Source organism: Dendrosporobacter sp. 1207_IL3150 (assembly GCF_036763085.1).
Lineage (GTDB): Bacteria > Bacillota > Negativicutes > DSM-1736 > Dendrosporobacteraceae > JBAIYU01.
Map to the genome: position 1 here is coordinate 621539 of NZ_JBAIYU010000010.1, position 12512 is coordinate 634050.

Sequence of the window (12512 nt, forward strand, 5' to 3'; positions counted from 1 at the left end):
TTTATCCTCCTCCGGCTAAATCGCGCAGCTTAATGAGCAAAGCCTCACCGGTTAAACGCGGATTGGCGTTGGCTTGAAGCGATTGTCGGCATTTACTAATTTCCTTTAACGCTTTCATAAGCGCATACTCGCTCCAACTTCCAGCTTGCTTAGTCAAACCTTCTGTTAAATCAAAATTATATAAAAGTTTATCGTCTTGTCTATTAGCGATCATTAACATATCACGTAGAATCAAACTTAAGTATTCCAGAAGCGTTAAAAATTCTTTACGTTCCAATTTATCTAATACTGCTGCCGTGTCCCAAACAAACTTCATACTACTATTATTTAAAGCAGCAGCAATATCCATAGCCCGATTACGATCAGCCAATCCGTCGGGTACCAAGAACGTGAGCGCCTTCCCCATTTTGCCTCCGGACAGTCGAGCTGCTGTTTCAGCTTGCACTGAATTATAGCCTCTAAGTATTAAAGCCTCGGTCAAAACATTAGGCTTTAATGGCTGAAAAGATATGGACAGACAGCGTGAAATGATTGTTTCAAGCAAAAGCTGCCGCTTAGAAGAAATTAAAATAAATATAATATCCCCTTGCGGCTCTTCTAGCGTCTTAAGTATACTGTTGGCTGCTTGGACTGTCATTAGCTCGGCATCCTCTATAATGCAAACTCGCCGACTTCCTAATAGCGGAGCCAAAGCTACCTCCTGCTGCAACTGCCTAATTTGTTCAATTTTTATTGAGGTTCCCTCTGGTCGAGTTGTAAGCAGATCAGGGTGAGTGTTACGTTCAATACTTTTGCAAGATTGACATAAACCACACGGCTTGCCAGCATCCGCCGAACACAAGATCGCTGCCGCCAGCATGCTCGCAATCATTGTTTTACCAATACCACTGGGTCCGGTAAAAAGCATTGCATGCGGCATTCTGTTGGAATTCAGCATGTTTTTCAGTCGCTCAATACTTTCACTATTGCCAACTATATCATCCCACTGCATAAATCGCCTCACATATATAGGTCAACTAACATGCCGCGAATAGCATCCTGTTTGGCCATAATCTCAAGCTGACGATCTTGGCCATTCCTAACATCTTCAGTTAGGCTGGCTAATGTGTCGTCTACTTTTTTAATAGTTGTATACATCTTCTGCCTGCCTTGGCGATCCCACCCAGTTTGGGACTGAAGAGTATACATTTTTGATACTGTTTCGCTGATAAAACTGCGAACTAATTCACGATACGTCTTAAGCTCGGAGTAAGTCGGCACTTGTCCCAATCTGGCTCCCTGCTTAGTTATCTGCTCCATAAGAGCATCGAGACGTTCCTTAGAATACCCTGCTTGACTACGCAAAAGGTCATTCGAAAAAGGATTAGAAGTTTTTCCAGGTTTGGCATTGCTGTCTGAATCACTAATCGGCAGGGCATTTAATGCTGCTCGGTTGTTTATTTTCACAAGAACCAGCCTTTCAACTTTTAGATAATGGTTCTTCGTATTTGAGCATACGTTATCTATTTTAAATTATAATTGGTTTATATGAATTAAGCAAATAAAGCCTATATATTACAGTATTCTTTCAGAAACTATATTATAAATTTCTTCATGTATTTCATCTATTGTCCTAAGTCTGTCACGCTCTACACACGAGACCTTCTGCCACCCATATTTTTCAGCAATTTCACAATAATTATTATAACACCGCGCTAGATACTGTTCGTCACGTTCATGAATATCTGCAGCCGTACCGGATAGAATAGCCCGTTCTTTAATGAGCTTTCTGCTGTGTTCAGGAGGCATATTTAGAAATATTACTGCATCTGGTATGGGCAGGCCAAACTTTATAAACTCAAAATCCCAAAGCCAATTGAGGTAAGCTTCTCTAGCCTCTTTATCGTCGATTTTAATGGCCTGATGAACCATATTTGATGTAGTATAGCGATCACAGATCACAATTCCGCCTGCTTCATAGAAACTTTCCCAATCCTTTTTAAAAGACGCATATCGATCAACTGCGTAGAAAGTTGAAGCGGCATAGGGATTTACTGCCTGAGCATTATCGCCAAATTCCCCATTCAAGTACATCTTTATTAGCGCTGAAGATTGGCTTTTATAGTCGGGAAACTCAATCTTCCGAACATTTCGTTTTTCTGTTAATAGTCTGCTAAAGAGTTTCTCGGCCTGAGTAGCCTTGCCACAGCCGTCACCTGCTTCAATAATTATAAGTTTTCCTGTCATTTCAATCCACCACTTTAATAGTTTTCAGCGTATAGTCTTCCGGTCCTGATATGTGAAGACCTGCTTTCTGCAGCTGATCGCAATAGTTAATTATTTCTTGAGTTATCCGCTCTCCCGGACACAATAGAGGAATTCCCGGAGGATAAAATGTTACTATTTCAGCACAGATATGTCCGGCTGAGTGCTTAAAAGGGACAGTACACTGATTTCCAAACAACGCCTCCCGTGGTGAGAGCACACCTTCAGGCGGTTCGGGATAACGCACAGAAACGCACGCGGTATTCATAGTTGAGAAGTCACAGCTTCTGGCATACTTAGCAGCCATATCCCTAAGAGCATCAACCAAAATAGCTGCTTCCTTTTCTGTATCTCCTAGTGTAATTAAAAATAAAATATTATATATATCAGACAGCTCAACTTGGACTTTATATTGATGCCTTAGTATTCGCTCAGCTTCCGCTCCCCTCAGCCCTAGTTCTTTTACGGAAACTGTGACTTTTGTTGGATCTATGCTGTATACCCCTGACTCTCCTATCTTCTCTTTTCCGAAGCAATAAAGTCCTGGAATTGTGTTTATTTCTCTTCGTACCCACTCAGCTAGTTCAATTGATTTACTGATAAGTTCACGACCTTGCAGAGCCATTTGCATTCTGGCTACATCCAGTGAAGCAAGCAGTATATAGTTAGGGCTTGTTGACTGAACCAGCTGCAGCATTGCTTTAAGCCTAGGCACACTTATTCGGCCTTCTCGGCAGTGAACTATAGAACACTGCGTCAATGCCCCTATGATCTTATGGGTACTTTGGGCACAAATATCTGCTCCCGCATCGAGTGCCTGCAACGGCAGACGCTCATCAAATTTCAGGTGTGGACCATGTGCTTCATCAACTATGACTACCATATTATGTTCATGCACAATGTCCACAATTTTTTTCAAATCTGTTGATACACCATAATAGGTTGGATTTATTATCAGCACTCCTTTAGCATCTGGATGCTGCTTTACAGTAATTTCTACAGTTTCTGGTGTAACCCCCATCGCTAGGCCTAAATCATGGTCTACAGCCGGATGCATAAATACAGGAATAGCACCATTTAAGATTATCCCGCCTATTATTGAACGATGGGCATTGCGGGGCACAATGATTTTATCACCTGGTCCAGCGATTGTCATAATCATGGCATAAATGCCACCGGTTGTACCATTAATAACAAAAAAGCTATGATCGGCACCATACAGTTCGGCTGCCAAATCCTGAGCCTTTTTAATACATCCGTGTGGTTCATGGAAATCATCTAGTTCCTCCATGAGAGCTAGATCAAGTTCTAATGTCTCTTTACTAATTAGTTCACCTAGTAAAGGATGAATACCTTTGCCTTGCTTATGACCAGGCGTATGAAACGGGACGACTCCATCCTTAACATATTTTAGCATTGCATTCAACAAAGGAGTTTCAGCTTGTCTGCCCCTATACAAAACAACCGCCTCCGTGTACTAAATTTATATATTGTTACCTTAGATGAATAATTGTTAATAAAGGTTAAATTTGGCTTCTCCGCATATTATAACCTATTTTCTTCTAATAATGATACAACTGTGGCAAAAGCATATCTAACGGATAAACAAAAAAAGATAAAGCGAAATACGCCCTATCTTTTAAAGACTAGTTTATCCCCTGCGTTAGCTGGCTCCGCCCCTCCCGCAGGCAGTTCTATTACATATGAGCTGCCTTTTTTTGCAGCTATTTTGCCTGACTGCATTTTAGAAACTTTCTCGAGAACAACATCATCCTTACTGACAAATAGCACATCAATCGGATAACGCATGCCAAATGTATGTACACTATTGCATGGCCTAATAACCAAACAGTGCCCAGGCGGCAATAGAGCAGTACCTAAAAGTCCTTTTAGTCGAGCAAAGAAATTGTCCGCTATTCTTACTTGATCGGCCAAGATATAACCGTTAGTTTCGTTTATAAGCTTCACTTACCTCACCTACTAAACTTTTATATTTCCGGCAATCCTTCTGGAGCATAAAGGTAAGGATTCTCAGGCATATTTATTTGATTTATATTCGTTACTTCTAAATATACATCCTCTTTGCTCATTGCAATTTTCCCATTAACTTTTACCCAGGTATCATTTGGAAATGGTGCCCTGCCATTAACAGTAAAGCCTAGTACTTGAGCATCAGCAGCACAACAGACAACAGTGTAACGGGCAATCATATATTTGTCTTTATCCATTAATGGATGATGTGCAATAAAGCCTTCAAGTTCGATTTCTTTTCCGATAAACTCAGTTTTATATCGCTGAATCTTAGCAAACTGCACAATGAAATTATTATCGCTTAGTTTAATATAATCGTCAGTTGCCTTTTTTTTCTCAGTTTCTGGCTGCTTTTTTTCATTATCACTTGTTGAGTTTTGCTTAGTTTTTTGCTGTGTCTCACCTTGAACTTGATCAATTCTATTATATCCACCAAAAGTGAATAGTCCCTTTTGGCCTATCATAGAACTTCCTAATACTTGAGGAGAAAATAATAGCGGGCTTAGGGCGGTAATTAGGACAATTACTGGAATGCCCTGTATAGTAAATTTAATTTGCCTTTTTATAACTTTCCTTATTAAAGTTAATAACGCTAAAACGAACATTATTACAACTAGCACAAATGATATTTTAGTCAATGGAATAAAGCGGGGGTTAATATAAAGACTAATTGTGCCATTGTTTATAAGCTGATAGAGTGTATTTGCCAATAGAAAAAGGGTGATTGTCCTACCTAAATCACTCATCTAATCACCCCTAACTGATTGATTAATATTCCATAGCTAAAAACCGTAATTGAAACGATAGTGACTAAATATAAAACAAATCTTGTTTTAAATACCGCGCGAAGCATCAGGAGATTTTTCAAATCAATCATTGGTCCATAAACAAGAAAGGTAACTAAAGCTCCGGCTGTAAAAGTATTGACAAAGGTACTAGCGACAAATGCATCCGCCCCTGAACAGATCGACAGGAAAAAAGCTGCAATCATCATTACTCCGACCGACACTTCGGAATTGCCCCCGAGTAAGTTTAGCCATTCCCTTGGTATATATACCTGCATAATTGCAGCCATTAATGCCCCAATTATTAAATACTTCATTATACTAAAGAATTCATCAAGACAATGATTAATAGCCCCGGAAATACGACCCACGCCGAGGCCTGTGTTGCTATGGCTGCATCCGCAGGCACAGTGATTGCTTTTACCTTTAATAAGAATACTCTTTTTACCCCAAATTGCTAAAGTAACCAAACCGATAATAATAGCAATTACAAAGGCTCCGCCCAACCGAAAAGCCACTATCTCCGGTTGGCTATAAAATGCGTAGCTTGTTGCCAGACCAACTATTGGATTAACAATAGGTATTGTCAATAACATTACTACAGCTAAATGTGCAGGCACTCCCTTCTCAATGAGTTTTCTTATAATCGGTACAAGCCCACATTCACAAAAAGGAAATATTACACCCAATAACCCGCTTACAACGACAGCTGGAAGCAAACTTTTAGGCAACAGCTTCCTAATTAATTCAGGGCTAACAAAGATCTCTAAGAGGAACGATCCTATTACCCCTATAAGAACAAATGGTAGTGCTTCGATAACAATACTAAAAAAAATTATATGGACTGTAGTAAAATGCTCTACAAGCCAATTAGAAAACTTCACGCCTAGCTCGCTATATTTGGGCAGTAGTATAGCAAGCATACTCCCACTTAATAACGTTATGATTGACCATGGGCTAATCTGCCTAATCCATTGCATAATTTACCTCCTTACATAAAATCAAAAGGACTTCCTTTAAATTTATATTAAAGAAGGCCCTAGCTCATTCGTTATATTCCTATTTAATGTTTGCTATTAAAAAAGACAAAACCGCCTACGCGGTTTTTTGCAAAGTATTCACACTATTAAACTTGCTTCATTGTAGCTAGCATTTATGGCTAGCTGTATTAACATTCCGTACACTGCTTATTTGTTTTACTGCAAATAAGATGATGAAGATAGCAACTGCTGCGATAACTATCGTCCCGCCTGTTGCCAAGTTGGCTGTAAAAGATACCAACAAGCCAGATATTACCGCTGTTTCTGAAATGATAATAGCATTAATTAACGTACTGCGAAAACTTCGGGATATTTGCAGGCTGGCTGCAACTGGTATAACCATTAGCGCGGAAACTAATAAAATACCAACAATGCGCATCGAAACAGAAACAGTAAGCGCCGTCAATACAGCAAGGATGGTATTGATTTTTCTAACAGGTATTCCGCTGACTTTAGCAGACTCCTCGTCGAAAGTTATATATACAAGCTCTTTAAATATGTACGATAACACACCTAATACTACCAGTGTTAAGCCTGTAATTGTCGCAACATCACTGGTTGTAACAGTTACAATACTGCCAAACAGGTAGCTGATTAGATTTACATTGTTTGATCTCATCATACTGCTGAATATAATTGCAACTGCTATGCCGGTATAGAAAAAAATTGCTAATATCATATCGGCAAAGGCTGGGCGTCTAGCTCTAAGTTCTTCAATACCTAAAGCCGACAGCACAGTTACAACAGTTGCACTGAGAACTGGATAAACATCTAGTAGCCAACCGGCAGAAACACCGGCAAAAGCGATATGTCCGAGTCCATCCCCAATCAAAGATTGGCGCTTCATTATAAGAAATATCCCAATTGCCGGACACAGTATCCCAACCAATATTCCAGCAACAAGCGCTCGCTGCATAAATTCATATTGTAATAAATCAAGCATTGCTGAGTTTCCCCCAATTTACTTTGTCTGCCCAGCTATTCCTGCGAACTTCACAGCAATTGTTAAAACCAGCCGAACTTCCATAATAACTAATTCCACCATTAATACTTAAGATTTGACCGGCAAACTGCGAAACTCGATCAACGTCATGAGAAACAAGAATTATTGAGGTTTTACATGTTTCATTTATGGATTTTAACAAGGCATAGATATTATCACGTGATTTGGCGTCGACGCCAGACATGGCCTCATCCATAAGTACTACTTCAGGGTTACTTACAAGGGCCTTAGCGATAGCTACCCGCTGCTGCTGCCCGCCTGAGAGTTCACCGATCATTCTTTTACTAAACTGCTGCATTCCAACGGTACAAAGAGCTTCCTCTATCATTGCACGATCCTCTTTACTTGGTTTGCGTCCAATACCCAGTTTAGCAACCCTTCCCATTGCTACTACTTCTTCAACTGTTACCGGAAAACTTCTATTGCATATTCCCTGCTGAGCAATATACGCTAGCTTATGTCTATCACTAAAATTTTCAATTGGTACTCCTAATATCTTAACGGTCCCAGAATCAGGCTTTAGAAGCCCCACACATAACTTTAACAAGGTTGATTTACCTGCCCCATTAGGGCCGACCATTGCCAGAAAAACACCCTTGGGTATTTCTAAACTGATGTTTTCTAGCACTGTATTTCCCTGCGAATATGAAAATGAAATATCATTTAATGCGAATACACTCATTGCAAATTCCGCCCTTGAAATATTTAAATTTAACTTAAAGCTAGTCCGTCCAATATTCAATAATACATTTATTTCCCAATAACTTAGACTTAATTCAATTAAAGGTAAATAATTCTAAACGATTTCTAAATAAGTTAATTTTTAAATAATAATATTATTATTTAGTGTAATTGATACTAACATTTTTTTCAAGTATATTTCAAAAATAATTTAGAATGATATTCAATATCATTCTAAATTACAACAGGTATATAAGAAAAGGAAATGCCAAGTATAACACTTCTGGCATTTCCTTTTCTTATATTAGTAGCTCTTCCTTTCAAAAAGTCACAGTTTCTGCTATTTAAATTGCTCATTTAATATTAGTGTCAATTACTTTCCAAATGCAGCTATTAGCTGTATTACAGCAGGTCCAAGAAGTACTATGAAAATCGTTGGAAAGATAAACATAACCATTGGCAGCAGCATTTTGATAGGGGCTTTCATAGCCTTTTCCTCTGCACGCTGCTTGCGTTTTTCTCGCATGCTTGCAGATTGGACTCTTAGGACATTTCCAATACTAACACCTAGTTGATCTGCCTGAACTAAAGAGGTCGTGAATAAAGAAACATCTGGTACATTACACCTAATGCCCATTACCGATAAAGCCTCTCTTCTAGGTACTCCCATCCGTATTTCTTGGAGTACTCTGCTAAATTCATCAACTAATGCGCCTTTCATCTTTTCCGATAGTTTAGCTAAAGCACCATCGAAGCCGAGTCCTGCCTCGACACTGACGGTAAGCAAATCCAAAACATCGGGTAGGTCTTTTTGGATGCTTAACTTGCGTTTAGCGATTTTCTGATTCAATAAAATAAAAGGAATGGCGATAGCAACAGCAACGGCGATTATGGAAGAGCCAAGCACTTTATTTACAGGTGCATTTGCTAACGTTGCTATAAATGCAGTGATAACGGGCAATGCCACAGCTAGGAAGCCACATAAGCCGAGAAACTGCTCTGTCCCCATACCGCCAAATCCTCCAGCCGCCAAAAGCTTCTCATCAACCATTTTTCTTATAGCACTAGGAGTTAGACGTGCTAATACAGTACTCAAATCACTGGTAATTGGCAACAATACCCGCTGTGCAAAAGGTTTAGCAAGTTCTTCATCAATATCCGATCTGCCTTGCGTAATGCTATTTAAAGCTTTCAGCCGCATATCAATAGGTCCCTGGGTTGGGGCATAAGTACTAAGCAAAAGGTAGATAACAATAAATAGAGTAATAAAAGCCGTCAGCGCGATGAGTAATAACATCTTAGCACCTTCGTTCTTAATGTTTATTTGGGCCAAAAGGTTTCATTGGGTAATGTTATGCCATTGGCAGCAAGTTTGTCTAGGAATTTGGGTCGAATTCCGGTTGGCTTAAACCTGCCAATAATTTTATTTTTATCGTCTTTACCTAATTGCTCAAAAACGAAAATATCCTGCAGGGTAATAACATCCCCCTCCATACCTTGTACTTCGCTTAAGTGAGTTATTCGACGGCTGCCATCCTGCAGACGGGATTGCTGCAGGATTAGATCAACTGCCGATGCAATTTGTTCTCGGATGGCTCGCACCGGTAGATCCATGCCAGCCATAAGCACCATTGTTTCTAGACGGCTGAGCATATCTCGTGGAGTATTGGCGTGACCAGTTGTTAGCGAGCCATCGTGTCCAGTATTCATAGCCTGGAGCATATCTAAAGCCTCACCGCTTCGCACCTCACCAACAACAATACGATCCGGCCTCATCCTAAGTGAGTTTTTCACTAATTCACGCATTGTTATCGCGCCTTTGCCTTCGATATTCGGTGGCCTAGTTTCAAGTGTAACTACATGGTCTTGGCGAAGCTGTAATTCCGCCGCGTCTTCTATAGTTACTATACGCTCATCATCAGGTATAAACGATGAGAGAATATTTAGTGTTGTTGTTTTACCCGAGCCTGTTCCGCCTGAAACTACAATATTCAGCTTGCCCTCAACGCAGGCTTTAAGGAAATCAGCCATTTCTTGCGTTAAGGTACCGAATCCAACTAAATTATCAACAGTAAGCGGGTTTTTAGCAAATTTACGTATAGTAATACTCGGTCCTTTTAAAGCGAGCGGCGGAATAATCGCATTAACGCGAGAGCCATCCGGCAATCTAGCATCTACCATTGGCGAGCTTTCGTCAATTCGCCGCCCAATCGGAGCAACTATTCTCTCAATAATCTGGAGCACATGTAAGTCATTTCGAAATTTTACATCGGTGAGAGTCAGTTTACCTTTCCGTTCTACATATACTTGGCTTGCACTGTTTACCATTACTTCTGATACGCTATCATCTTTCAGCAACGGTTCAATCGGACCAAAGCCGAGAACCTCATCAACTACTTCCGTAATTATTTTAAAGCGGTCACCACGGGGAATTGGAACGGCTTCTTCGTCCATTACGGTATTGGCAACTTTAGCGACCATATCCTCAAGATTTTTTTTATCAAGATCTTTATCCGTCAGATTTGTGCTGTCTTCGATGCTCATCTCTTCTATAATGCGGCGGTGAATCCGGCCTTTTATATCCTGATATGGGTCAGTTTTCACTGATACTGCAGACCTATTTTTCTCTTTACCCTGTAGTGGCTGTTCGGTTTGCTTCTGCGCCTCAAGTCTTTTTAATAGCGACATAACTACCATCCCTTTACTCGATCAGTCTTATATCCCGCAAACCATAATCGGTACCAGAATCACTCGTCTCACCAATTGAATACATTCTGAGAAATTTCCCTTTAACAAAATTTTCATTACCGGATGAGCCTACTTCTTCAATGAAAAAAGCGGCAAAACCAGCTATTTGAACAGGTTTTCTGCCTTCAACATCTAGCGTTTCTACTACCGGTACTACTACAATCCTCGGCGATCCTGTTTTAACAGTTTCATAGGTTGCATGGGGATCTTGACTTATTCTATAGCTAATACCAGAACTAGTAGGGCCTGACATATTACCTGGCTCAGTGTCAACCCATTGACCAACTTGCAAACTCCCGCTATATCCATAAGTTAGATTATGTAAATATAAACTTGCTCCCGATCCTCCTAGGGATAATCCATCATAATTGCCTGTAGTTCCGCTTCCCCCGCCTTCCTTTAGGGTATAGGTCTGCCCATATATAAGGGTTTGTTTTTCGATCCCTAAAGGTACCGCTCCAGTTACTCCCGTGATTACTCTATTTGCAGCTCTTGCTGTTACCTTTACATTTGATAAGTTCATAGAAAAAACCTTAGCGAACAATAACGGAACATTACGTGTTACCGTTACAGCCACAACTGTATTATTGTTAGTAACTGCTGCTTGAACGCTATCCCCTTGCTTGCCATTAATAGAAGCATAACTTCTAGCAGTCGAAACTGCCTGCTCTGAATCGTAAGGTAAATCAGCTGCGCCTGCCAAGGCTGCTGAATCAGCTTCTTTTGATAATTGGGTTCGATTTAAGTAGAGCGTTCCAACATCAACTGATAAAGCACCGAAGCCCATTAAAGCTGTCATATATAATGCAGTCATAACAATAACAGAGCCTTTTTGCTGACGTAATATACTAAGCATTGTCTCACACCTACTCCACTCGCATAGTTGCACTGCCTTCTACATTAGGAATCTGGGTAAAAAAAGCCCCTATCAGCGGGGTTATTGGCTGCAGTGGATGTTTTACAGTTACAGTAACGGCCTCACCCCTTGTCCTCGCTGCTGGACTTATAACTATCTGAAGTTTATCTTTACTTACTATAGCAGTAGGTACCGCATCTTTTACTGTAGCAAATACTGTTGCATCACTTCCACCCAAAGCTGCTGACCGCGCGCCCTCCCGAGCCGTTTGGTTGACAATAGTGTATTGATGAATAATAAGGGAAAACTCCATAATTCCAAGGGCCAACAATAAGAATACCGGCATAATTAACCCCATCTCCACAAGCCCTTGACCACGATTATTCCTTAAATAACCCATAATTCGCTTTAGCATGAAACCACCGTCCTACAACCGCAGTTTATTCATTAAAACTAATGCCATACTCCATTCAAAAAAACACAAGTCTGTTCCTACTTCTTGGTATTCGAAACAGCTAATAAAGCTACACAATCAAGCAAATAGTTGTCCATTTTTCGAGTAGAAATAACTTTTTGATATCTGATTACTTAGCCTACCTTTATTGCAAGTTCTAAGTAAGCTGGTAGTAAAAAAATATATAACTATACATTTAATTTTACATCGCAATATCGTTAAATACATCTTGCCTCAGTCTTATATTGTTCTGGATAAGGTCCTGGCTTTTTTAGGTGATAGGTCCTATTACTTTTTAAGGTATAAGTATTTTGCTGACCGATTTTTCATTTCATTTAAACAAAAAATAAATACCCCCGTAAGCCGGGGGTATTAGGGATAAGCTATTTTAATTTGTTTGATACATCGGTCATCTTAGTGTTGAGATCGTTACCCATAACTGTCATCGTTCCTACAACTACTACAGCAATCAGCGCGAGGATTAGGCCGTATTCAACCATACCTTGTCCCTTTTCATTGCGCACTGCACTTTTGGCTTTTTCCCACCACATCATCATTTTTACCATTGTTTCCATTAATTTGACCTCCCCACATTTTTAAAATAAGTTCGATATACTTTAGTTAGTCCGCATTTTTTTGACTGACTAACTGGGCGACTTGGTATCTTCAA

Annotated in this window: 14 protein-coding genes; all 14 read right to left on the reverse strand. The window is 40.0% G+C overall.

All coding sequences use genetic code 11. From position 1 onward, the window contains the following. Position 1: 1 nt before the first annotated feature. The 14 genes from holB to V6C17_RS06505 all read right to left on the reverse strand — a co-directional run bounded on the left by holB (position 2) and on the right by V6C17_RS06505 (position 12417). On the reverse strand, positions 2-991 hold the full coding sequence (gene holB / locus V6C17_RS06440) for a DNA polymerase III subunit delta' (protein ID WP_333521725.1): 990 nt from the start codon (positions 989-991) through the stop codon (positions 2-4). A gap of 8 nt (positions 992-999) precedes the next feature. Beyond that, the gene (locus tag V6C17_RS06445) at positions 1000-1446 is read right to left on the reverse strand and encodes a YaaR family protein (protein WP_333521726.1); all 447 of its coding nucleotides are present in this window, start codon (positions 1444-1446) and stop codon (positions 1000-1002) included. Between the two features lie 108 nt (positions 1447-1554). Beyond that, positions 1555-2226, reverse strand: coding sequence for a dTMP kinase (locus V6C17_RS06450; protein ID WP_333521727.1), 672 nt, complete (start codon positions 2224-2226; stop codon positions 1555-1557). 1 nt (position 2227) lies between these two features. After that, positions 2228-3703, reverse strand: a complete 1476-nt coding sequence (locus tag V6C17_RS06455) for an aminotransferase class I/II-fold pyridoxal phosphate-dependent enzyme (protein ID WP_333521728.1) — start codon at positions 3701-3703, stop codon at positions 2228-2230. A gap of 173 nt (positions 3704-3876) precedes the next feature. Continuing rightward, positions 3877-4212, reverse strand: a complete 336-nt coding sequence (locus V6C17_RS06460) for a DUF192 domain-containing protein (protein WP_333521729.1) — start codon at positions 4210-4212, stop codon at positions 3877-3879. Positions 4213-4232: 20 nt separating this feature from the next. Beyond that, on the reverse strand, positions 4233-5021 hold the full coding sequence (locus V6C17_RS06465) for a TIGR03943 family putative permease subunit (protein ID WP_333521730.1): 789 nt from the start codon (positions 5019-5021) through the stop codon (positions 4233-4235). After that, entirely contained in the window at positions 5018-6040 is a 1023-nt protein-coding gene (locus tag V6C17_RS06470; protein ID WP_333521731.1) for a permease, read from the reverse strand. The genes V6C17_RS06465 and V6C17_RS06470 overlap by 4 nt, the downstream gene beginning before the upstream one ends. A gap of 166 nt (positions 6041-6206) precedes the next feature. Then, a complete protein-coding gene (locus V6C17_RS06475) occupies positions 6207-7043 on the reverse strand; it encodes a metal ABC transporter permease (protein WP_333521732.1) in 837 nt (278 codons plus the stop codon). Further along, entirely contained in the window at positions 7036-7785 is a 750-nt protein-coding gene (locus V6C17_RS06480) for a metal ABC transporter ATP-binding protein (RefSeq protein WP_333521733.1), read from the reverse strand. Before V6C17_RS06480 ends, V6C17_RS06475 begins: the two co-directional genes overlap by 8 nt. Positions 7786-8157: 372 nt before the next feature. Next, entirely contained in the window at positions 8158-9081 is a 924-nt protein-coding gene (locus V6C17_RS06485) for a type II secretion system F family protein (RefSeq protein ID WP_333521734.1), read from the reverse strand. A 23-nt stretch (positions 9082-9104) separates the two neighbouring features. Beyond that, positions 9105-10472 carry a CpaF family protein gene (locus V6C17_RS06490; RefSeq protein WP_333521735.1) on the reverse strand — a complete coding sequence of 456 codons (1368 nt, stop codon included), beginning with the start codon at positions 10470-10472 and terminating at the stop codon, positions 9105-9107. A 13-nt stretch (positions 10473-10485) separates the two neighbouring features. Further along, positions 10486-11388: a pilus assembly protein TadG-related protein gene (locus tag V6C17_RS06495; RefSeq protein ID WP_333521736.1), complete on the reverse strand. Its 903-nt coding sequence runs from the start codon at positions 11386-11388 to the stop codon at positions 10486-10488. A 10-nt stretch (positions 11389-11398) separates the two neighbouring features. Beyond that, on the reverse strand, positions 11399-11803 hold the full coding sequence (locus V6C17_RS06500) for a TadE/TadG family type IV pilus assembly protein (RefSeq protein WP_333521737.1): 405 nt from the start codon (positions 11801-11803) through the stop codon (positions 11399-11401). A 422-nt stretch (positions 11804-12225) separates the two neighbouring features. After that, entirely contained in the window at positions 12226-12417 is a 192-nt protein-coding gene (locus tag V6C17_RS06505) for a Flp family type IVb pilin (protein WP_333521738.1), read from the reverse strand. Positions 12418-12512: the final 95 nt, after the last annotated feature.